Consider the following 24662-nt stretch of genomic DNA (forward strand, 5'->3'; position numbering starts at 1 on the left):
GTAGGCGGGAATCCAGAAAAAAGAAATTTTTATATTTCATAGTTTTGATTCCTAATTAATGACTGGATTCCCGCCTACGCGGGAATGACGTTATCATATCCAATAACTCCGACTTACTTAACTTAAAATCTTGATCTATCCAAATCTTTTTTAAGTAATTTAGTTTTTCGCCTATGTCTTTTTGTTCTATATTTATATTTAGTAAATCATGACCATTTATTGGGAATTTAGGTCGTTCTAATGAATCATATATATTTATAAATTTTGTTATTTGTGAATAATCTATTTTCCCTAATATACTTGCTGCTAATAAATATTCTTTATAGTTTTTATGCTCCAGCCAGATTTTTTTTATATCAAATTCAGTGATTATATTTTTATGAATAAAATCTAATATAGATAATATCTGGATAGTTTCATGTTTTGAGAATTTCCAATCTAGAAAATTTTTTAGGTTTAAATCTTTTTGATAATATAATAATAATGCATATCTAGTACTTAATTCTAGATTAAAGCTTTTGGCTTGCTCTGCAATTTTTATTTCATAATTTTGGATGGAAAATATCAATGCCAAAATCCTTATTTCAAACATGGCTTTTAAAACTTCAGGGCTATTACTAGAAACTATAATTCTATCAAATTCACTTTTTATGCGTTCTCGTGATAAACTCATTAAGCCGCTTTTTAGTTCATCGCATGCTTTAAATCCTTCTGGATCAAGCCTATTTGCATAATAGCTAGAAAAACGAAAGAATCGTAAAATACGTAAATAATCTTCTTTAATTCTTTGGTGAGCAGCTCTTATAAATACTACTTTTTGCTGCTTTAAATCTTCAAATCCATTGAAATAATCATATATTTTACCTTTAAAAGGGCAATAGCTTAAAGCATTAATAGTGAAGTCTCTTCTTTCTGCATCTTCAGCAAAATCATTTGTGAATACTACTTTAGCGTGTCTGCCGTTACATTCAATATCTTTCCGAAGAGTAGTGATTTGGAACTGTTCCTTTTCTAAAATAGCTGTAATTGTGCCAAATTTTAAGCCGGTTGGGATAGTTTTTATCTTAGCTTGGGATAAAATGCTTGTTACTTCATTTGGTAGTAAGTTCGTTGCTATATCAATATCATAGCTCTCTTTATCAAGTAAAGCATCACGAACTGAGCCGCCAATTAATCTTGCTTCTCCTTTTTTATTAAGAAGATTCAAGATTTTTTCATATCCTTTTGAAGGAATGTTTAATGTTTTATTAATAGTTTGCATGACTAGATTTTATTCTACATTTTTTAGAATTGCAAAATATAAGTATAACCGGACTTTTGCTTAAAAAATCTCTATTAATAGTCATCAGATTTCCCATGCATTTTGCTCTATGATTAAGATTGATATGAATTTCGGCTTCGTTGCAATAGTTATTTTTATTAAAGATAATTCTTTGCCCATAATTAGTTATGAAAAGATTATCTTGTAGCGGCAATAATATACTATCTTCTTGTCCAAACCAATTAGCCCAATAAATCCTATTAAATTTTGCCATCTTATCGGCATAAATTTCAAGCTTACCTTGCTTATTCTTAATACCAATTGCCATATTACTTGCATCAAATATTAATTCAGGTTTTGGCGAATAAAGCATAAATATAAAGGATATTACCATAATTACTAGTCCAAATAGTCGCCATGTAGTTTTCCATATACAAATCCAGAAAAATCCAAATAAAAAGAGTAAAATACTAAAATTTGTGATATAGCCGAAATACCAAACTGAGCCAGGTAAATTATTAAAATAGTGGGCTGATTTAATTATTATTTCAATAAAAAACCCTATAATCTCCAAAATATAACTATCAAACCCAATCATAGTAAAAGGCAAGGACAATAGAGCAAGAGGCATCAGAAAAAAAGACATTATAGGCACGGCAATAAGATTTGTCGGTACTGAGTAAGTAGAGAATATAAAAAACTGATTTATTACTACGGGGGCAGTAATGATGCTTGCTAAAAAACTAGAGTAAATATTTGATATGGTATAAAATTTTATTGCTCCAAAAATGCCTTTTTTCTCTCCAAGTAACCACGAATTTTTAAGATAAAACTCATAACCTGCCACAAGTGATAATACTGCAATAAAAGATAGCTGAAAACTCGGATGAAAAATATATTCGGGATTTAGCGATAATATTATAAATGCAGCAATAGCAAGAGAACGAATAGGAAAACCAGCTCTTCCTATAATAATCCCATAAATAAAAATCGCTGCCGTAATAAAAGCTCTGGTTGCTGCGATTTGCATCCCGCTTAGCTCTAAATATCCAAAGCTGCCGATTAATGCACAGTAAGCAGAAACCAATTTTATATTGTAATTATATGCCAAATAATTTGATATATTCAGCAAAAACCTTGTAGTAATGAAAATAATCATTACCACTAGCGACAAATGTAGCCCTGAAACGCATAATACGTGTGATATACCGCTTTGTCGCATATCTTGCATGATTTGCCTGTTTAAGCCTTTCGTCTCACCAAGTAATATCGCAGCTGCAAAATTTCCTTTATCACTACCAAGCTTATTTATTAAATTATTATAAATGAAAATACGTATTTTATAAATAAAGCTATCAATAGTAGTTTCATTGCGTGCTAAAATTTTAGGTTCTGACATCGCATAGCCATTTGCTCCTATATCAGCAAGATATGCATAAAACCCGAAATCATAGCCACCAGGTAATATACTATTTTGAGGTTTATAAAGCTTAGCAAGTAAAGTTATATAGTCATTTACACGAATTTCCTGTAAATATTTTTTCGGTATACTAATTTTTACCTTTTGTAAATCACGATTAATTTTCTCGATTTTTATTTCGCTTAATACTACTTGTCCTCCGATGATGGTTGGTTTGATAGATTCTATTTTGCCGCCAACTAGAGTAATTATAGGCTTATGAATGGTTTGACCATGCACACTTGCCGTGCGGTATTTTGCGACTAATAAACCAATTGCAAATGCAATAATAATACCATAAATAAACTTGATGATGATGCTATATCTTTTGCTAGTAGATAATATTAAAAGTACAAGTAAAATAATCCCAATAGTTGAAAATGAAAAATCAAAATTTAAAGAAAAATAAACTATAATTCCGCAGATGAAACTAATGAAATACCATAAATTAAGATGGTTATATTCGGCTTCAAAAATTGCTTTTAAATAATCTAGCATTTTCAATTATAAGTTAAAAACGCATTATACCCGCCCAGCGATCCTTTTTCAATAGCAAGATCAAATTATTAAAATAAATTAACTATATTATTGATTTTTATTAACCACATTACTATTATATGCGACTTTGGTAAGCATAACTAAATTTTAGGTATTCAAAATATGAGTAAAATAACCATAAATAATTCCGTAAAAAAACTAAGACTTTTAAAATATTCTTTACTTGCTTCTATATCAGCAGCAGCAATAATTGCAGTACCTTTTGAAGGAGTAGCAAGTAGCAAAGATACTTACCAAGATATAATGGAGTATAAGAAAGCATTAAATAGAGCTAGTAGTGTAAAACGTAGACCTTCAACAAAAAAAGGAAGAGAAAGCCTTAAAAGTAATGATTCAAGCCAAGATATAGAAGATTTTTATAAAAATAGCTCACCGGTACAACAAGAGCCAAACTCACAAAGTGATTTTAAGTCTGCACAGGCTAGCACGCCTAAAAAATGTGGAGTATTTTCTCGTCTTTTTGGTAAAGGTAAAAAAGATGATAATACATCAGCGGAAGAGCCAACAAAGCTTACAAAATCTCAAGAACAATTACAAAGAACTAAGGCTGCTAGGCAGGGTGTAGCTGATAAAAATAAAGCAACTACGGATGAAGTAAAAAGAAAAAGTGCAGAATATCAAGCACAGATAGAGCAAGATAATAACGAAAGAATAGAAAAAATTAAAGTTGATAAAGAAGCACAAAAAAAAGCACAAGAAGTACGAAAAAAACAGGCAGCTAAAGCATACGCAGCAGCAAAGAAAAAAAATAATATAGGAGAGGCACGGATACAAAAAAATCTATTAATGGTTGCATTAGGAGCGGAGATAGAAAAGAAAAGAGTATTATTAAATAACCAAGAGAGTGAACAGCAGGTTCAAGATGATTTAAACCAATTAGAAAAAATAAAAAAAATATTAAATCAAAATCCAGAATCTTTAGAGACTACAAGAGAAGGGATAGGACGAATAGAATCGTACGAAGATAAAACTGTAGCAGAAAAGAAATTATTAAAAATAGAAAAAAAACAAGAAAAGCAAGAAGACTTAAAACTAAAAATAATAGGAGAACTGGCTAAGGAAAAGCCAAATCATAATGATATAAAGAAATATTATGAGAAAGTAGAAAGGATTTCTGGAGAAATAAAAACTGAAATAGGACAAATTACTTTTCCACCGCAACTACCTGCTCGAAATAAAAATAACACTAATAATGTAAGCATTCCTGTAACACCTAGAGTGCAAAGGATTGTAGATAATAGCAAGTATGATTCAGGAGGATATTTAAAACCAAACCCGCCCTCAGTACAGGACTATATAGAAGTATTTCCAGATCCAGTTGTAAATGTGCAGCCTCAAAAAGAAGATCAGTCAAAACAATATCCTACGTTTACTCAAGCGGATTTAAACGTACGTATGTTGCCATTGGTTGAAACATATATGGAAGTAGGAGGACTAATAAAAAACCTACAAAAAACACCTAGTTCTTCTCAGCAAAAATTAATTGATACAAGTTTAGCAAGTATAAAAAAAGAGCAAAAAAACTTAGAAAATATAATTCAAGAATTAAATATATTAAGATTAAAGCTAGTTAACAAGCCACAAAATGAAATAAGCTATAATAGGCGAATTGAGGAAAAACTTGCTGAAGCAAAACAAATTGAAAGCAGGATAAATGGATACCAAGATAAGATAAAGACGAATGTAGGATTTATTGCAGCTAATAAAGAAGATACGCATATTGTTCCAAAAAATAATTTAGCTCTTTTAGGACATCAAAATATTGAGTACTCATTACATAGAATTAATAGTGCTAATAGTAATAAGCGTCCAGTATTGTTTGATAGATTACTTAAAGATTTAAATAAGAAAAAAGACGAAGCTAAAGCAGTATGGGAGCAATTTATTATATATAAAGAAAATAAAGATTTAAATGGTGATGAAAACAGGCAAATAGAAGCAGCTGAGGCATTATTAAAACAATATAATAATGATATAAAATTAGTTGAAGAAGCATTTGAAAATTACAAAGAAGATAGTAGAAAAAGTAATGGTATACAAAGTCCAGCATCATCTAATTTAGAATATTTAGCACTTGAAGAGAAATTTACCTCACTACGAAAACATGATGAGCTGGATGAAGAGCTTCAAAAAGTATCCACCAAAAAAAGTAATGTTGAAGCACAATATCATGAATTACGCCGAAAAAGATTAGACCCTGAAAATTCACAATCACTTCAGGATTTAGCCCAGGAAGCTCTAAATTTATCAAAACAAGAATCACAGTTACAACAAGATATAGAGGATTTAGGTTCAACTCCTAGCTCTAGTAATTCATCATATAGTGAGGTAGAAATAAAGGTTCAAGGATATAGTGCAAATCCACCTCAAAGATATGATTCAAGTTTTGAAAGTCTTAAGAATAATTCTGAAATACTAGAAAATGGAGAGATTATATCAGAAGTTAATGATGTAATAAAAGAAGCATATAAAAAGTTTGAAAAATTAGTAAAACCTACTCAAAAAGATTTAAGTATATTAGATTATTTAGATTTAGAGGATAAGGTTCAAAAGGCGGAAGAGAGCTATATTGCAGAACGTAGTGAGAAGCCCCAAAATCTGGAAAATGTTGAAGAGGATTCACGGCTTAAAAAGTTAGCTATGGAAGCACTTAATTTATCTGAGCAGTTGCCATTGCAAGCAGAGGTCAAGAGTCTAGAAGATGATAGCCTTAGTAATTCATCAGATAGTGATGTAGAAATAAAGGCTAAAGGATATAGTGCAACACCGTTAAAGAAATATGCTTCAGTTCATAGCATTAGTGATCTAGTTGGTAGTAAAGAAGACTTAAGCGTAGAATTTGAAAAATTAGTTGAAGCTGAAGGCTTAAACAATGAGTCTAAGATAGATAGAGATGCAGAATTTAAAGAAGTTCTAGAAGGCTTTGAAAAAATAACTGCAGATATAAATTCAGAACTTGAAACACTAACTGCAGCGAAAGGCTTAAACGATCAACCTAACGCAAATATTGGTACAAAAACTGAAGATGCTTCTGATCAACTATTATTATCAACTAATGAACATAGCTCCTTGGGAGTAAGTAATGGTAGAGAGGATAAACCTAGCTCATCAGAATCAAGTGATGGCGGAAAAAGTGAATATAACTTGTTAGGAGTAAGTGATGGTAAAGAGGAAGAAGATAGATTCTTAGGGCTAAGTGATGGTAGAGAGGATAAACCTAGCTCATTAAGGCTAAGTGATGGCAGAAAAAGTGAACATAGCTTGTTAGGAGTAAGTGATGGTAAAGAGGAAGAAGATAGGTTCTTAGGGCTAAGTGATGGTAGTGATGATGAGCATGGTCTTTTAGCATTAAGCGATGGTAGAGAAAATGAAAATGATTCTTTAAAATTAAAAGATGGTGATGATAAACGTAGTTTCTTAAGGTTAAAGAGTGGCGAAAAGGATGAAGATAGCTTTTTAAAATTAATAGATAGTGATGATGATTATGATTCAGGTATAGAAGAAGATTTAGAATATAGTAAACCGCTTAAAAAGATTGATGCAATTACAACTATCCCTCTTCCGCAAGCAGTAGAAGAAGTAAAAAAGAGTGTTGCAGCAATTGCTCCTACTACTAATCAACAAATTCAAACTGTTCAGAAAGTGACGAAAGATTCTATTTTTACTAGACTTGATTCTATTGCAGTAGTTAAAATTAATGAAGATAATAACGCTGCTATAGCAGCTGGTGATGAAGAGTCACCAGTTAAAAGAGGTCTATGGATGCGTACTATGTACGGTGTTAATAACCAAGGTAGAGTTAATAATATTAATGGCTATAGAGGTATTAATAAAGGTGGTACTGTTGGTTTTGACGTTGAGATCGATAATAATATTATAGGTATTGCTTATAGTAACGTTCATTCAGTATTTAAGTTTAAAAATAACAATAATAATGATAAAGAAATTATTAAAAGTCATATAGTTTCTATCTATGGGCAAAAAGAATTACCGAAAAATTTTGTATTGCAAGGTTTAGTTGTTGCTTCTAAGAACTTTATTAAAAATAAAACTACTTATTTATTTAATAATACTAAATTTAAGAGTAATGTAAAACATCGTAACCATAGCTATAACGCAGAAGCTTTACTTAATTATAATTATCTGGCTACAAATAATATAGTCATTACGCCAAATATCGGTTTAAGATACGGAAAATCACGAGATGGTGTATATAATGAAACAGGTATTAGTATTCAAGAAATAGCTCTTGCAACGAAAGAAAATAATATATTATCAGGAATTATCGGTGCTAAAACGAAAATACCTTTAAAAAATAATAATTTAGGGCTTACGCTGCATAGTTCCATAGAGCATAATTTCAATGAAAAAACTCAGAGAGTAAATAGAACTATTCAAATACAAGGTAATAAATTTACGCAAAATCATATAATACCGAAACAAGCAAAAACAGCCTATAATTTAGGAGGGGGTATTATAGGAAGTGTTAAGAATACGATTATTTCGTTGGATTATAACTATTATTTGAATAAACGTTATCATAGCCATCAAGGTAGTATTAAACTTAAAGTAAATCTATAATTTTGCTTGCAATACTTAAAAAGATATTGTATAAAACCTTTGAAGTTATTGTAATTAAAGTGCATTGTTATATTATCTGTTACTCCGTAAGGCTTGCTTAAGTGGATCGGTTTTTCCTCTGTCATCCCGCGACTTGATTGCGGGATCCAGAAAAAATAATGAAAAATACTAAAATTAGTATTTTTAACTGGATTCCGCTACAAGCTCATGGGATGACAAAGATAGGGCTAATACACCAAGGCAACGCCTTGCGGGGATGACAAATTATAATAATATTTCTTAAAGGTCCCTTCGTCTAGCGGTTAGGACACCACCCTTTCACGGTGGGAACACGGGTTCGAGTCCCGTAGGGGTCACCATCCTTATTTCTCGATTATTCCTTACTAAAAATATTGTTGTGCGACTCAAGAGTCGTTATTGTGAAAAAGTATTATTTGCGTATATAAGTTTTCCTTTGTCATCCCGTGGTGGCTTGTTCGTGTGCATCAGTTTCCCCGTCATTGCGAGGAGATACAAAGTATCGACGTGGCAATCTTGTCAAGCATCCTAAGATTGCGTACGTACAAGTTACTTCGTAATTTCCTCACAATGACGGGAAAATTGATCCATACGGCATGACACATATGTAACAAAAAACCTATATAGTTTGACTATGTAGGTTTTTTTGCTTTATAATGTACAAGATGACATTAAGAATCTTAAATAAAAAATTATGTTAAATAATATTAGAAAAACTGCCGATAGTTTTATAATGCGGGTTTTATTCGCAATGATCGTTTTTGCCTTTGTTGGCTTTGGCATTAAAGATGTATTACATGGAAGAGGTGGTGGCAATATCGTAACTTTTTCTCATGCGAAAAACATATCGCAAGAAGATTTTCTGCGGGCAAAATCTTTAGAAATTAACGCTATATCTAAACAAGTAGGAGTAAGCCTAACGGAAGAAGAAATAGCACAATTAAATATAGATAATAGAATCTTAAAAAGGCTTATTTTTGAGAATATCTTAGATTATCTAGTTAGCTATTATGATTTTGATATAAGCGATGATACTGTAAAAAATTTAGTAAAAGAATCACCGGTTTTTAAAAATGATCAAGGAATTTTCGATATAAAGCTCTTTAAAACTTATTTTAGAAATTCTTATACAGATGAAGAAAAATATTTAGTAAATTTTAAAGAAAAAGCCTTAAAAAATATTTTTGCTGGTACTTTTTTAGATAGCTTCTATGTTCCAAAAGCTATGACTGATAATATAGTAAATTATATGGCTGAAAAAAGAGAAGTAGAATTAGTGCAAATGAATCTACAAAACAAGCCAAAAGATTTACAAATTCCAGTTCCCTCTAATCAGGAATTAAAAGATTTTTACCAGAATAACAAATCTTCATTTGAAATACCTGAGAAGCGTAGCTTTTCATATATAAAAGTTACTACTGAAAACTTACAAAAGAAAATCCAAGTTACTAAAGAAGAATTATTAGAATTTTATAATGAGAATAAAGAGGAATTTGGAGAACAAAGTTTTGAGGATGTACAAAAACAATTATATGAACAAATAGAATCTCAAAAAATTGATATCCTAAATATGGAGCTTGCTAAAAACTTAGAAGATGATGTCGTAGCCGGTTCTAGCTTAGTTGAAATTGCAGAAAAATATGAGCTGCCTATTAACAATATTAATAATATAAGTTATGCCGATTTGATCGAAGACAAAATAATTGCCGAAAATGCCGATAGTATTTTTGAGCTTAGCGAGAGGGAATTATCTTATCCGATTGAGGCAGAAGATAAAAGCTATTTAGTACTTGTTGAATTAAAATCTATAAATCCAGCAAAAATACCTGAATTTGATAGTATTAAAGAACAGATAAATAGCACTTGGATAAAGCAATATCTTGCTGATCTTAATATAAAAATTATGAAAGATTTAGCAAAAGAAGATAATTTTGATACAGAAGATAACACATCAAGTGCTAAAATACGTAACAAAACTTATATAAGATCAGAAATGGAAAATGATCAGATGTTAACCCCTGAAATATTATTATCCATTTTTAACACTAAAATAGGTTCTAATACTCCTGTATTTCAAGTAGGCGATGAGCTATATTTTGCCCATATTAAATCTACAAATATAGATGAGCAGGTGGCTAAAAATATTAGAACTAATTCAGAAAAAAATATAGTACACACTATTAAAAATTCTATCATTGATGAATTGATTAACTATACGATCAAGCAAAATGATATGAAAGTGAAGACTATGTAAATGAGTTGTGTCGCCCTGTGACGGCATTGCCCGCGTGGATCGAAAAACGTGATCGGTGTCATCCCGTGGCTCGTCCACGGGATCCAGTAATAAAAAATACAAAAAGCTCGATTTATCTCGCTTTATGCTGGATCTAGTTCCCAAACCACGGGAGACCTTGTTGTTGCGTGGATACCAAATCGTCTGAGCTACGCGAATGAAATGAGCGTGGCAATCCAGAAAAAATAATAAAAAATACTAATAATATTAGTATTTTTTAGCTGGATTGCTTCGTCAATTACTTCACAATTTCCTCGCAATGACGGAAAAACCGATCCACGCAACAATGCCACCACGGGATGATGCCGATGCACACGTACGGTGAGGATTACATACGAGCTAAATAACACAAAATCTAATAAATAATATGAGCTTTAGAGATTTACCCGAGTTTTTGAAATTGTTAGAAAAAAACGGTGAATTAAAGCGTATTTCTGTTGAAGTTAAAACCGATCTAGAAATTACTGAAATCAGCAGAAGAGCATTGGAGCAAAATGGTCCTGCTTTGCTATTTGAGAATGTTATAAAATCTGACGGCAGTAAATCTACAATACCTGTTCTAACTAATCTTTATGCTAGTATCAATCGTATTTGCATGGGGCTTAAGCTTCAGAATATTCAGGAATTAAGAGAGCTTGGAGTTTTACTCGCATTTCTTAAACAACCGCAACCACCATCATCTTTTAAAGAAACATTATCGATGTTACCGCTAGCAAAGCGTATCTTTGCTATGTCGCCTAAAACTGTTTCAAAAGCCGCTTGCCATGAGATTATTATCGACAAGCCTGATCTTAATATATTACCAATCCAAAAATGTTGGTCTCTTGATGTTTCACCTTTAATTACTTGGTCTATAGTTGTAACTAAAGGACCAACCGATGAAAAGGTTGATAATTATAATCTCGGTATATATAGAATGCAGGTTATTTCGGAAAATAAATTATTGATGCGTTGGCTTAAGTTGCGAGGTGGTGCAGAGCATCATAAACGTTGGAAAGGAGCAAAAAGAGAACCTTTCCCAGCTGCTATAGTTATTGGGGCAAATCCGGCAATAACTATGGCATCAGTAATGCCGATACCGGAAAATATTTCGGAATATAATTTTGCTGGGTTGCTTGGTAATGAAAAAGTAGAATTGGTAAAGTGTAAAACCATTGATTTAAAAGTTCCAGCACATAGCGAAATAGTACTTGAGGGGTATGTTAGTCTAGATGAGTATTTACCCGAAGGTCCTTTTGGCGACCATACCGGATATTACAATGATGTTGAAGAATTCCCAGTATTTACTGTAACAGCAATAACGATGAAAAAAAATCCTGTATATTTGAGTACTTATACAGGCAAACCCCCAGATGAGCCATCAATACTCGGTGAAGCATTAAATGAGATTTTTATCCCTCTTATTCAACAACAATTTCCGGAAATTGTTGATTTTTGGTTGCCACCTGAAGGTTGTTCATATAGGGTTGCGGTAGTATCAATTAAAAAGTCTTATCCTGGTCATGCTAAAAGAATAATGCTTGGTGTTTGGTCTTATTTACGGCAATTTATGTATAGCAAATTTATTATCGTGGTCGATGATGATATCGATATTCGTAACTGGCAGGAAGTAATTTGGGCAATCTCAACAAGAGTTGATCCAAAGCGTGATACAACTTTCATAGAAAACTCCCCAATAGATTATTTAGATTTTGCATCCCCAGAGTCAGGGCTTGGCAGCAAAATGGGAATAGATGCAACAGATAAAATATACCCTGAGACAAACAGAAAATGGGGTAAAAAAATCGAAATGGATCAGGAAGTTATCGACAAGATAAATAGTATATGGGATAGTCTAGAGATATAGATGTCATTGCGAGCGACTGCAAGGAGCGTGGCAATCTCATGAAATAGAGTTATAAGATTCCTGAGATTGCTTTGTCGAAACTTACAGTTTCTCCTCGCAATGACTTAGTAACATCACCGGAACTAAAATATGTACAACATACCACATGAAACGATTATCAATAATTTTAAAGAAATAGCTGATAAATATCAAGAATTGATCATGCATTTAATGCAGGGCAAGGGTAGTATAATACCACAAAATTTAATTAATAGTGATAAGAATAGAATTATCGCCACCTTAATGGTAGAACAATTTTGGGCAAATCCTGAAAAATTTTGTAGTATTAATACCCAGTATATTGAAAAGCTAAGAGAGCTTACTACGAATGCCTTTGCGCAATTTGTTGGTAGTCCGGCGAAAGCTATATTTTCCCCAGATAATCGTGATAAAAGATTTAAAGATTCTTTATGGGAAGAGAATGCTTATTTTGATTTTGTTAAACAATATTATCTATTATCCGCTGAATGGCTTAAGAAAAATATCGATCAATATGAATTATCAGATGACCTTAAGCAACATTTAGATTTTTTAACTAGGCACTTTATTGATGCTTTTTCGCCATCAAATTTTGCTTTTTGTAATCCAAAAGTTTTACGTGAAACTTTGAAAAGTGGGGGGCAGAATTTAGTACAAGGGCTTGAAAATTTCCTAAGAGATATAAAAAATTCAGGTGATATATTAAATATTAGAACTACTGATAAATCAGCTTTTAAGCTTGGTGAGAATATTGCAACAACAAAAGGAAAAGTTATATTTCAAAATGATTTGATGCAGCTAATATGCTATGAGCCGAAAGAAAAAGTACATAAGATACCGATACTAATTATTCCCCCTTGCATAAATAAATATTATATTCTCGATTTATCCTCGCATAATTCATTAATATCTTTTTTAGTGGAAAATAATTTTCAAGTTTTCCTTATTTCATGGGTTAATCCGGATTCGTCTTTAGCAGAAAAAGGCTTTGATGATTATTTACAATATGGGATTTTAGCACCTATTGAATATATTAGAAAGCTTGGCTTTAAAAAAATTGACTTCGTTGGATATTGCATGGGCGGAACGTTTCTTGCCATTATTCTTGCATATTTAAAAGTAAAAAAACTAGATTGCACTAATAGTGCTACGTTCTTTACCACCTTGCTTGATTATACTAGTCCTGGTGAGCTTGGAGTATTTTTTAATGAAAATACGATGAAGTATATTAAAGAGGATATGGATTTGAAAGGATATTTTGATGGAAAATATTTATCAAATACCTTTAGTTTACTAAGAGCTAACGATTTAATTTGGACATTTTTTGTAAATAATTATTTACTTGGCAAAAATCCTATGCCTTTTGATTTGTTATATTGGAATGCTGATTCTACAAATTTACCGGCAAGAATGTATCAAGAATATTTACAAAATACCTATTATAATAATTTACTAAAAGAGCCTAATACTTTAGAAATATTAGGAACTAAGATAGATCTTGGTAAAGTTGATTGTAATTCTTTCTTTGTGGCAGCTAAGGAGGATCATATCGCACCTTGGCGTTCAATATATGATGGAATGAAATTGATAAATGGTGATAAGATTTTTTGCTTAACTGATTCAGGGCATGTAGCAGGGGTGGTTAATCCTCCAAAAACTACTAAATATAATTATAGACTTAATGATGATTTAAGTTTAAATAGTAGAGAATGGCTTTTGAAAGCTACAGAATATAAAGGCTCATGGTGTGGCTTGATTGGCTTATTAAAAATAATACTGAACTAGTAAAATCTTTGGATTATAAAAATTTAATAGCAATTGAAGAAGCACCAGGAAGTTACGTTAAAAAATAAAAAAGTTTGTGAAGAGAAAAAATAAAAAATTTACGGAAATATTTATTGCCTTTATTTTAGGCATATCAATAGGTGTTTTAGGATATTCAGATTATGGAACTGATCTAATAAATCAGTTCAAAATATCGCATACACCGCCTCCAAAAATAAAGCATTACAATATTTCGCAGCTTTCTAGAAGTAAAGTTAGTACATGTTTTACTCCCCCATCAGGTTGCATTAAATTTATAGCAGATCAAATTGATACAGCTAGAGAGTCAATTTATATGCATGCATATGGCATGAGCGATTCATTGATTACTGCCGCTTTAATTGATGCTCAAGCACGTGGTGTACAAGTGAAAATCTTACTGGATCGTAGTAATTTAAAGCAAAAATTTTCTAAGTTACACGAATTACAACGAGCAAAAATTGAGGTAGGTATAGATAAAGTTCCGGGTATTGCTCATAATAAAGTTATAATTATCGATAAAAAGAAAGTAATAACCGGTTCATTTAATTTTACTGCTGCTGCTGATAAACGTAATGCAGAAAATGTAATCGTTATAGAAGATGCTGAGCTTGCAGATTCTTATCTACAAAACTGGCTCAGTAGGAAAGCGAGGAATGGATAGGATTGTTATATGGTTTTTATGTCATTCCTGCATAACATTGTTGCGTGGATCGAAAAGCACTTTCGATGTCATGCCGTGGCTTGACCACGGCATCCAAAAAATAATAAAAAATACTAATTTTATTAGTATTTTTAACTGGATCCCGCGATCAAAGTCGCGGGATGACAACTGGAAAAACTGATCCACGCAATAAAGCTTTCCCGTCTACGCGGGAATGACATGTAGCTTAAAATCTAAGCAGGCTTTTTATTAAATACGTTTTTTTGTGCTTGCTGTGCCATATTCTGCATATTAGAAGAAGCTTGATGAACATTTTCAGAAATATTTTTGTTTACTGCTTCTAATATTTTTGCTGAAGATTCATAGGCAATATTTGCAATCTCTTTAGCATTATTCATAGATGTTTCATAAATAGATTTAAAACATTTTTGGTGACAATCGCTAGCTTGCTTAAAATCATTAGTACCCATTGCTTCTTTAGTAGAATTCAAAATGGTATTAACATTATGTTGTATCATTTCGGAGTTTTTCTTAAGCAAATTTTGCATGCTTTCAGTAGCTATTTGATTTGTTGTTACTAAAATATTTAAAGCTCTTTGCATTGTTCCGGTGGTAGATGAAAAATCTATATTAGGCATATTTTTTAAAGAACTCATATAAAGTTCAGGATTCATATAAGATTTCATAAAATCTAAAAATTGTGTATTATTTAACATTATTTTTCTCCTAAAAATAAATTAAACTTTGTAAAATATAAGTGACTGTGTGTTTTGTGGGTTTGTTAAGAACCCTTAACCCATTAGTCCATGCTAACATTTATAAAATTACGAGTCAATAATTGTTAGATGGTAAGTTAATATTAAAATTAATTAAGCTTTATAAATGTTAGATACACAAACACAAGAATTAATAATTAAGTGGCAAAAATACCTCAGCTTGCAAAAAAATTACTCTAATCATACCATGATTTCCTATAATAATGATCTTAAACATTTTCTTGAGTTCATGAATTATTATAATTCGGATATCGTCACAATGGATTATATTAGGGCAGCAGATATAAGATTGATGCGAAGTTGGCTTGCTAAAAGAAAATGTGATAATTTTGTTACTTCATCAATTGCCCGTGGTTTATCTGCCATAAAGAATTTTTATAAATTTTTAGAAAAGACGGCTGAATTACATAATCATGTGGTTTTTTCTATTAAATCTCCCAAAAAAAGTAAACTACTGCCAAAAGCCTTATCTGAAGAAGAGGTAAATATATCACTTGATCATATTGAAGAATATGGAAATAGTCAGTGGATAGAAATTAGAAATAAAGCATTACTTGTTCTTATATATGCTTCAGGTTTACGAATATCTGAAGCGTTATCGATTACAAAGCTTCATTTACAAAATTTAGAATTTATAAAAATAATGGGTAAAGGAGGTAAAGAGAGAGTAATTCCTTGGCTTGCTATTGCTAGAAATTTGATCACAGAATATTTAGAAAAATTACCATATGAATTGAAAGATGATGAACCAATATTTAGAGGGAAGCAAGGTAAGAAATTGCAACCTCCTGTATTTAACCGGGAGTTAATTAAGTTGAAACGGTTTTATGGTTTACCTGAGCGTTTAAGTGCTCATTCATTTAGGCATAGTTTTGCCTCGCATTTACTAGAAAATGGGGCAGATTTACGCTCTATTCAAGAGCTGTTAGGACATAAAAGTTTATCAACTACACAAAGCTATACAAAAACAAGTATAAAGCATTTAGAAACGGCATATGTTACCGCACATCCAATCAAAAAATAAAATGTTATTTAATATTAACAATCTTCTTGCGTTAATTTTAAGTTATATATTATATTAATTTAAAACCTTATAAGTATAGGTACTAAATAGATAATATTGAATTATGAATATGTTTAAAATTACTACATTGCCTGAAGAATATAAGCCGTCTAAAGACGAAGAATATATGTGTAAAAATCACTTAGAATATTTTAGGCAAAAACTTTTAAAGTGGAAAAATTCTTTACTAATTGAATCTCAAGAAACTTTAAATCATCTAAAAGAAGAAAATTGGAATGAATCAGACCCTAATGATCGTGTTACTACTGAAACAGAAACTGCTTTCGAACTTCGTACTAGAGACAGATATCGTAAGTTATGCGAAAAAATAGAGCAAGCATTAAAGCGTATTGAAGAGGGTGAATATGGTTATTGTGAAGAAACAGGCGATCCGATAGGTATAAAAAGGTTAGAAGCACGACCAATAGCTACATTATGTATTGAAGCACAAATGCGGCATGAAAATTATGAAAAAAATCATTTATACGAACCGCAGAGATAATATAAGTAGGTGAAATTAATTATAATGTCACCCCGTGATTTATTCACGGGATCTAGCTAACTAACCTTAGTTTATTGCAATGATTTCAGTTTGTCTAATACTTCCTGAGCATGTCCTTTAGCATTGACAGAACGCCAAATATGTCTAACCCCACTTTCTTTATCAAGTAAGAAAGTTGCTCTATCTATACCCATATATTTTTTACCAAACATGGATTTTTCTACCCATACCCCATATTGTTCGCATAAATTTGAATTTGCATCTGAAGCTAAATCGAATTCTAAGCAATATTTTTCTTTAAACTTATCATGAGAGTCGAGTTTATCTTTTGAAACTCCAATAATTACTGCGTTAAGCTTATCGAATTCTTGGTTTTAACTTATTGAAATCTTGTGCTTCTAAAGTACATCCTGGTGTGTCATCTTTTGGGTAAAAATATAGCACCACAAATTTGCCTTTTAAATCAGATAATTTAATTACTTTCTCTTTCCCTATTTCTAATGTCATAAAATTTCCATGTTTAATTATTAAGTTCAGAGGACTCAACTTAGTTAATCATCTTATATTAAAATATGCGTTTTTAAAATTATTTTTTATCATATTGCTTTTTTTATCGGATTATTTATTATGTAAATACAAAATATCTAGGTTTAATTTTTATTAACTATTTTTAAAAAAATAGTAAGAAATTTGAATGATATAATATAAACAATAACATTAATGATCGGAGAATATCATGAAAAAAATTTTAGTAACATTTGCAACTGCTGCTACATTATTAGTAACCCCTAATGCTTTTGCTGATGATGCTACAAAAAGTGAAATACAAGCACAAGAAGTAGCTCAGGAACAAACAAAAACAATTGCTCAAAAATTAGAAGAGCTAAAAGAAAATTTAAAAGATTTAGCAAAAAATGGTAGTGAAAAGTTTAATCAAACTTTAAGTGATACTTATAATCAAATGTCACAAGCTATTGCAGAAATAAAAGATGAAAAAGGTAAAGAGCTACAAAAAGCTTTAGATGATGCTAATGGAAAAATCAAAGAATATAAAAAAGCTGGTACTAAACAACAAGAACAAATGCGTCAAGCTATTATTGATAAATTAGATGCGTTAAATAAAAATATTAACGAACACAACGAAGAAAAAGCAAAATCATAAGTAATGTATTTCTAGTTGGACCTAGTTCCCAAGCCACGGGAGGCATTGTTGCGTGGATACCAAATCGTCTGAGCTACGCGACTGCAAGGAGCGTGGCAATCCAGGAAAAATAATAAAAATGCTATAAGTTAGCATTTTTTACTGGATTGCTTCGTCAATTACTTCATAATTTCCTCGCAATGACGACTCTCGATCCACGCAACAATGCCGGACTCAGTTAGCAAACCACGGGGTGACAGCGAGAAATAATCTCTACGCAGGAATGGCATAAAAACCGGCTAATTACATATATTTGACTTTAATAAGTTAAGCATGCTATAAGTTAATTACACTCATATAATTGATTCGTATGCTATGACTATTACTAAAGAAAAAATTGCTTTTATGCTAAACGCTGAATTAGGCTTTTCAAAAAGCTTATGCGAAGAGATAATTAATGCAGTTTTTACTAATATTTTAGATATCGCAAAAAAACAAAAATTAACTTTAAAAAACTTCGGTAGCTTTGAAGTTAAGCATAAAAATTCTCGTCCCGGAATAAATTTTCATACAAAATCTCAAATCACTATAGAGCCGAAAAATATATTACGTTTTGTCCCCTCTGCTAAGTTAAAAGCTTTGATTAATGAAAATGACTAAAAAATATTATTCAGCTAGCGAAATAACCAAGCTTTTAAACATTGCTTTATACCAGTTAAGGTATTTAGAAAAAAAAAATCTAGGCTTATCTAATTACAAAATAAAAAATAGAAAATATTACACTGCGAATGATTTTGAATTATTTCAAAAGCATTTAAATATTGATCAAAATATTTCTAGTTCCTTTCCAAATGTTAATATTAATGATAAAATAGATATACTGCTTATTAATTTCAATAATTTATCCCTCCAAATAAAAAAAATCCTTGCCGATGATTTTAGATTGTGTATTGTATTACAAATTTAATATTATATTCTAAGCAACTATGACTTTAGAGAAAGCTGTAAAACCTGTAATTATAGGCATATCAGATACTAAATTAACTGATAGAGAAAAAGCATTGTTACATGAGCATAGTCCGCTAGGGATAGCTTTATTTGCACGAAATATCAAAGCAGATGAAAAAGGAAAGCAAAATAAAGAAGCCCTTGCTCAGCTTATCACTGATATAAAAGAAATATTAGGGGAAAATTCTATTATTGCTATAGATCAAGAGGGTGGTAGAGTACAAAGGCTTACAAAACCAACTTTCTATAATGCACCTCCTGCTAAAGGTTTTGGTGATTTAGCAAAAGATCAAGGATTAGAAATTGCAATAGAAAAATGTAAACAAAATTACAGTAATATAGGTAAAGAACTTAAAGCATTTGGTATTAATTTAGATTTTGCACCGGTAGGCGATATAAGCCATAAAGGAGCACATGATGTTATAGGTAATAGAAGTTTCGGTGTAGAACCTGAAATAGTTGTGCCTTTATGTATAGCAGCTTTGGAAGGTTTGCAGCAAGAAAAGGTGCAAGGTTGTATAAAACATTTGCCGGGGCATGGTAGAGCTAAAGCTGATAGCCATAAAGAATTGCTGAAAGTAAGTAATAGTTTAGAAAAGCTAGAAAAAACTGACTTTAAGGTGTTTAAAGAACTTAGCTCTTTTGATCAAGTGAAGCTTGCTATGACAGCACATATAGTTTATGAGTGCATTGACCCTGATAATCCTGCTACATTATCACCAAAAGTTATTAAATATATTAGAAATGAAATCGGCTATAAAGGTCTTATTATTTCCGATGCAATAGAAATGAAAGCATTAAATGGCGACATGAAAGATATTGCTAAAAAAGCTTTAGAAGCAGGAGTAGATATAGTTTTAGAATGTACTGGTAAGTTAGAAAATATGATTGAAGTACTAGATAGTGTGTCTAAAATATCTATAAATAAATTCGCTAATTTACTACTAAACTAACACGTATAAGTTGCTTTAAGGAAACTATTTTATTAACTTAAGTTAAATTTAATTAAACAATATATTGAAAAAACTTGTTTTTAATATTTAGGTATGATAGCCTTATAACTTTAGTTTGAAAGCATTATAAGCTATTTACTAATAATTGAAGTTAAGAAATTCTTTTGTATATTTATTTAGTAAGTGGGAGAAAAGTGCTTGATTTATGATATAATTAATATAATTAAAGAGGACTTGCATAAAGCCGACATAGAGAACAAGATATTTATGCGTCTTAAAGAACCTTACTCTATTCTTAAAAAAATGAAAAGAAAAGAGGTAGCGGTTCATGAATTGAAAGATTTAATTGCATGTAGAATTATTGTTAAGTCTAAGGATCAATGCTATAATACTCTAGATATAATAAAGGATTCCCCGCATCTATCATTATTGCATACCAAAGATTATATTTGTAGACCGAAAAATAATGGTTATCAATCTATTCATAGTGTAATGCAGCTTCAATATTCTAAACGTAAATTTGAAATACAAATAAGAAGCGAAGAAATGGATAGAGATGCCGAACTTGGTAGAGCAGCCCATCTAAATTATAAAGCAGAACAAGATAAGCATTTGAAGAAAGTTTTTGATATTGCTAATGATACAATATTATATAGAGCTAGACAAATGGTAGAAAGCTTTAAAGGTTTAGAAGAGCAAATTATAGAATATGAAAAAGAAATTATGCGTGTTTGGCATACTAGATATGATGAAATGCTGAAATGGGAAAGTGGGGCTAAGTTATTAATATTTAGCCAAGAATAAATGTATACTCGTTTAATTTGAAAAATTGGCTACGTCGTTCTACAAGTACGCAGGTAGCCACGTATTAAGTATACGCTTCGCTCCTCGTCTTGTGAACTCCTTGCTCTTTTCCAAATTAAACTTCGTCTACCATATGGCAATCAATAGTATCGGACAGTTTTAAAAAAGGAATTGTCATTGCGAGAAAGTTATGTAGTAACTGACGAAGCAATCCAGTAAAATGCATAGCATTTATTAGCGGTATATATCAGTATCATTTTTCTCGCAATAACTTTTTCCCATCTCCAAAACCACAAAAAATATCATAAATTTTATCCCTGAAGGCTTTATTAACAACAATAAAGTTTAATAATTTATTAAGTTAAATTTCGTGATAAAAATATTACATTAGTTAAAACTTTATTAATAAAATATAACGCTTCTTTGTAATTGATTATTACCTATAATATAGTTAATCAGGTAGTTTAGTGGAGTTTCTTAACAAGCTTTAGTTTTTTCTGCGTTAGAAAATATACTTTTTTGTTTAATTCCAAATACTAAATTTTAACTTAAGAAATGGGAAAAAATTATGGCTCAAAAACCAAATTTTCTAAAAAGATTAATCTCAAAAAGGTTGATAAAAACAATTTCTACTGCAGCTTTTATTGCGGCTACCTCAAGTTCCGCTATGGGTGCTGGTGTTCAAAAAACTGTTAATGTTCCAACAGCAAGTTTTGGTACTGGAACAGATTGGCTTCCTGCTGTTGCTGTTGGGAACGGTGATTCCCTTTTATATAGTGCAACAGGCAACACGATAATAGGTAATGTTAATAATACTGTAACTATCAATAATAATGGTATTAATCCCATTTTACAAATAGGAACTGCTACTGCTGGTAATACTGTTGGAGTTGCAGGGGTTGTAGGTAGTAAGCAATTAACTATCATGATGATGAATGAAGCCTCTAATCTTATTTTAGGACCTAATGGTGTTGCTGCTGGAAATTTTGCTGTTGCTGGTGAAGTTGGTAGTTATGCTGGTTTATTAAATATAAATTTTTCCAATACAAATTCTAATATTTCAATTGAAACTGATGGCTTTACTTCAGATGTTACTTTTATTAGTAGTGGAGGTGTTAATGGTACTATTACCCTTAATGCAAAAGGTGTAACTCTTAATGGTAATATTACGAATCTTAAAGCTATTGATTTAAATAATAATAACTTAACATTTGGCGGTAATAATATTCAATTATTAGCTAATGGCAGTGCTATAACTTTTAGAGCTAATGAACAATTGACTCTAACTAGTGCAGCTGATATAGAAATTAATAGTAATATAGCTGTAACTAATGATCAGCAAGGTTCTATAGATGCGAGTGGTTTAGCAAGTGGACAAGGTTTAGTTATTAAGGGTGATATCGGTAATTATTCAACATCTGTAAGACTTGGACAGTTCAATATTGGTTCATCTGCAACTGATTTTAATGCTGGTAATGCTGCTATTGGTAACTTAATTTTTGGAAATAACGGAATAGCATTATTCGCTCACAATAACTATTTAATAACTAAAACTACAAATGCTAGCGGTCAAGGTACAATAATATTTAGACCTGTAGTTGCTGACAATACAAATCTTGTAGCTGGTACAAATTTGGGTAGTGCAGATAACCCGCTTGCAGAAATTAATTTTGCTGCTCCAGCTGGTACTAATACAGATACTATTCTTAACGTTGGTCAAGGCGTTAACTTATATGCTACTGAAATTACCATTGCAGGTGTTAACACTGGTTCATTTAACTTTAATGGTGGCGGAACAAGTATAGTAAGCGGTACTGTTGGTACAGATGCTAATAAATTTAACAATATAACATTAACTAATAATACTACTGTTAAATTCACAGATGATGTTATTTCTAATGGTGCTACTACAATCGGTGGTAATTCTACCTTACAAATTGCCAATGATTATATTGCAGATTCTATCCAAGCTAATGCTGCGGGTGATACAGGTACATTACAATTTGTTAATACTAAGGATATTCTTGTAACGTTAAAAGGTAATCCTAATCCTGATAACGCTTTAGCAGCATTACAAGTTTCAGGTAGTGCTGATGTAGCTATAGATGGTATCGTAAATGTTAACGGTGAAATTAGTCTTGGTGCAAATGTTTTAGGATTTACAAATGGTACTTCGACATGGGGAGATAATACGACTATTTCTACTACTTTGACATCAGATGAAGTTATGGGTAATATCGTTATCAGTGGTGGAGCAGACGTTAAGGTTGCAGGATTGAAAACCATTAAGGTACAAGATAATGCGAGTATAGACTTTATCGGTACAAGAGCCTATACTTTAATCCAAGGTGATATTAGTGCTGATAATGATGACATTGATCCTAACGTAGTTGGAACTAATCGTTATGTAATTTATGGTTTAAGCGGTAATAATGAAACATTAGTAACACGTACCATTGATATCGATAATATAGAAAATATACTTAATAATGATATTAGCGGTAATGGTAATCCAGTTATACGTCATAACCTTGTAACATTCTTAAATCCAAATAATACTGGTAATGCTGAACAAGCATATAACAATATCCTTTTAGCACAGAATACTAATGATGCAGCTACGTCGTTTGCTGCTACTCTTACCGATACAAGTACATCTGTTAATAATATAAATATAAATGTAGCGAAAGAAGAGCAGGGTTTAATTGGTTATAGAGTAGATGAGCTTAGATATCTTTGTACTCCTGAAAGCGATAAAATGGCATCAAGTGAAGGCGGTGTTGCTGCGGGTGATGAACCTATTGACAATGTAGCTTATGGTGTATGGTTTAAACCTTTATATGTAGATACGCATCAAAGCGAGAAAGGTGGTGTAGCAGGTTACAAAGCTAGAACTGTTGGTACTGTAATCGGTTTAGATACTCTAGCTAATGATAATTTAATGATAGGTGCTGCTATTGGTCTTGCTAAAACTGATGTAAAACACCAAAATTATAAAAGAGGTGACAAAACCACTATTGATAGCTTATCATTCTCTCTATATGGTGCACAGCAACTTGTTGCTAATTTCTTCATCCATGGTAATGCAATATTCAGCGTAAACCAAGTAAAGAACAGAAGCCAGCGTTATGTATTCGATAAGAACGGAAATAGAAGTACCCAAATTGCTTCTGCTAATTATAGCAATATGACCTTTGGTGGTAATTTTATGGTAGGTTATGATGCTAGTTTAATGGATGGTTACTCCAATGGCAGGTCTTAGTTACTTAAAATCATCAGATGAAAGCTATAAAGAAAGCGGTACAACATTTGCAAACAGACAAGTTTATAGTAAGTTTAGCGATAGAACTGATTTCATAGGCGGTGCTAAATTAATGGGTTACACCATGAATCTAACCGATCTTATAGTATATCCAGAAGCTCACGCTTTTGTGATTCAGAAAATAGGTGGTAGATTATCTAAAACACAGTATCAGTTAGAAGGACAAGTAAATCCATATATTACTCCATCAGATAAAACAGCCAGAACAACTTACAATCTAGGTTTAAGTGGAACAATAAGACCAGATACTAAAATGGAATACGGAATCGGTTACGATTTAAACATTGCAAAAAAGTTTATTTCGCACCAAGGTACTCTTAAAGTCCGCCTAAACTTCTAGTATACCTTTGATACTTCAAGATTTGAAAGCCAAATTTCGGGATTCGCCTGTGCTCACGTACTATTTGTACGCCTAGCTTAGCTCACCACTTATTTGACTTCCAACTCTTAAAGTATCTGCGGTATACGTAGATACAACTTCAAAAATTGGCTACATCGTCTTAATATATTTTTTAGAAAAAGTCCTCTTTGAAAAAAGGGGGCTTTTTTATTTAAAATAATTTTAAAAGAAGTGTATAATGATACGAAGAAA

At 31.4% G+C, this 24662-nt stretch carries 14 protein-coding genes, 1 tRNA gene and 4 pseudogenes; 14 read left to right on the forward strand and 5 right to left on the reverse strand.

Features of this window, described 5'->3' with window-relative positions:
• Nucleotides 1-55: 55 nt before the first annotated feature.
• From AAGD49_RS00820 to AAGD49_RS00830, 3 genes and pseudogenes are all read right to left on the reverse strand, one after another.
• Nucleotides 56-1261 carry a CCA tRNA nucleotidyltransferase gene (locus AAGD49_RS00820; RefSeq protein ID WP_341788736.1) on the reverse strand — a complete coding sequence of 402 codons (1206 nt, stop codon included), beginning with the start codon at nt 1259-1261 and terminating at the stop codon, nt 56-58.
• Nucleotides 1248-2483: a ComEC/Rec2 family competence protein gene (locus AAGD49_RS00825; protein ID WP_341789257.1), complete on the reverse strand. Its 1236-nt coding sequence runs from the start codon at nt 2481-2483 to the stop codon at nt 1248-1250. The genes AAGD49_RS00820 and AAGD49_RS00825 overlap by 14 nt, the downstream gene beginning before the upstream one ends.
• Nucleotides 2484-2711: 228 nt before the next feature.
• Nucleotides 2712-3218, reverse strand: a pseudogene (locus AAGD49_RS00830) (hypothetical protein); the annotation flags it as partial.
• Between the two features lie 162 nt (nt 3219-3380).
• Here AAGD49_RS00830 and AAGD49_RS00835 point away from each other — a divergent pair.
• From AAGD49_RS00835 to AAGD49_RS00860, 6 genes and pseudogenes are all read left to right on the forward strand, one after another.
• Nucleotides 3381-7859: an autotransporter domain-containing protein gene (locus AAGD49_RS00835; RefSeq protein WP_341788737.1), complete on the forward strand. Its 4479-nt coding sequence runs from the start codon at nt 3381-3383 to the stop codon at nt 7857-7859.
• Nucleotides 7860-8143: 284 nt separating this feature from the next.
• Nucleotides 8144-8218: transfer RNA gene (locus tag AAGD49_RS00840), tRNA-Glu, on the forward strand.
• 353 nt (nt 8219-8571) lie between these two features.
• Nucleotides 8572-10131, forward strand: coding sequence for a SurA N-terminal domain-containing protein (locus AAGD49_RS00845; protein ID WP_341788738.1), 1560 nt, complete (start codon nt 8572-8574; stop codon nt 10129-10131).
• A 406-nt stretch (nt 10132-10537) separates the two neighbouring features.
• Nucleotides 10538-12016 carry a UbiD family decarboxylase gene (locus tag AAGD49_RS00850; RefSeq protein ID WP_341788739.1) on the forward strand — a complete coding sequence of 493 codons (1479 nt, stop codon included), beginning with the start codon at nt 10538-10540 and terminating at the stop codon, nt 12014-12016.
• A gap of 282 nt (nt 12017-12298) precedes the next feature.
• A pseudogene (locus AAGD49_RS00855) lies at nt 12299-13615 on the forward strand (PHA/PHB synthase family protein); the annotation flags it as partial.
• Nucleotides 13616-13895: 280 nt separating this feature from the next.
• Nucleotides 13896-14501, forward strand: a complete 606-nt coding sequence (locus tag AAGD49_RS00860) for a phospholipase D family protein (RefSeq protein ID WP_341788740.1) — start codon at nt 13896-13898, stop codon at nt 14499-14501.
• A 233-nt stretch (nt 14502-14734) separates the two neighbouring features.
• Here AAGD49_RS00860 and AAGD49_RS00865 read toward each other — a convergent pair whose 3' ends face one another.
• A complete protein-coding gene (locus AAGD49_RS00865; RefSeq protein ID WP_068041350.1) occupies nt 14735-15217 on the reverse strand; it encodes a phasin family protein in 483 nt (160 codons plus the stop codon).
• Nucleotides 15218-15383: 166 nt separating this feature from the next.
• Between AAGD49_RS00865 and AAGD49_RS00870 the strand changes: the two genes are divergently transcribed.
• Nucleotides 15384-16301 (forward strand): tyrosine recombinase XerC, encoded by a 918-nt coding sequence (locus AAGD49_RS00870; protein WP_341788741.1) that lies wholly within the window; start codon nt 15384-15386, stop codon nt 16299-16301.
• Between the two features lie 109 nt (nt 16302-16410).
• Nucleotides 16411-16842, forward strand: coding sequence for an RNA polymerase-binding protein DksA (dksA, locus tag AAGD49_RS00875; protein WP_341788742.1), 432 nt, complete (start codon nt 16411-16413; stop codon nt 16840-16842).
• Nucleotides 16843-16913: 71 nt separating this feature from the next.
• Here dksA and AAGD49_RS00880 read toward each other — a convergent pair.
• Nucleotides 16914-17349, reverse strand: a pseudogene (locus AAGD49_RS00880) (peroxiredoxin).
• A 229-nt stretch (nt 17350-17578) separates the two neighbouring features.
• On the opposite strand from AAGD49_RS00880, the gene AAGD49_RS00885 reads away from it, so the two are divergent.
• The 6 genes and pseudogenes from AAGD49_RS00885 (at nt 17579) to AAGD49_RS00910 (ending at nt 24410) form a co-directional block, all read left to right on the forward strand.
• A complete protein-coding gene (locus AAGD49_RS00885) occupies nt 17579-18004 on the forward strand; it encodes a hypothetical protein (RefSeq protein WP_341788743.1) in 426 nt (141 codons plus the stop codon).
• A 354-nt stretch (nt 18005-18358) separates the two neighbouring features.
• Nucleotides 18359-18643 carry an HU family DNA-binding protein gene (locus tag AAGD49_RS00890; RefSeq protein ID WP_341788744.1) on the forward strand — a complete coding sequence of 95 codons (285 nt, stop codon included), beginning with the start codon at nt 18359-18361 and terminating at the stop codon, nt 18641-18643.
• Entirely contained in the window at nt 18630-18950 is a 321-nt protein-coding gene (locus tag AAGD49_RS00895) for a hypothetical protein (protein ID WP_341788745.1), read from the forward strand. Before AAGD49_RS00890 ends, AAGD49_RS00895 begins: the two co-directional genes overlap by 14 nt.
• 19 nt (nt 18951-18969) lie before the next feature.
• Complete coding sequence (nagZ, locus tag AAGD49_RS00900) at nt 18970-19944, forward strand: beta-N-acetylhexosaminidase (RefSeq protein WP_341788746.1); 975 nt, start codon at nt 18970-18972, stop codon at nt 19942-19944.
• A 198-nt stretch (nt 19945-20142) separates the two neighbouring features.
• Nucleotides 20143-20748: a bifunctional (p)ppGpp synthetase/guanosine-3',5'-bis(diphosphate) 3'-pyrophosphohydrolase gene (locus tag AAGD49_RS00905; protein ID WP_341788747.1), complete on the forward strand. Its 606-nt coding sequence runs from the start codon at nt 20143-20145 to the stop codon at nt 20746-20748.
• A gap of 931 nt (nt 20749-21679) precedes the next feature.
• Nucleotides 21680-24410: pseudogene (locus tag AAGD49_RS00910) on the forward strand (autotransporter outer membrane beta-barrel domain-containing protein).
• Nucleotides 24411-24662: the final 252 nt, after the last annotated feature.

It is taken from the genome of Rickettsia endosymbiont of Lasioglossum villosulum (assembly GCF_964026455.1).
GTDB lineage: Bacteria > Pseudomonadota > Alphaproteobacteria > Rickettsiales > Rickettsiaceae > Rickettsia.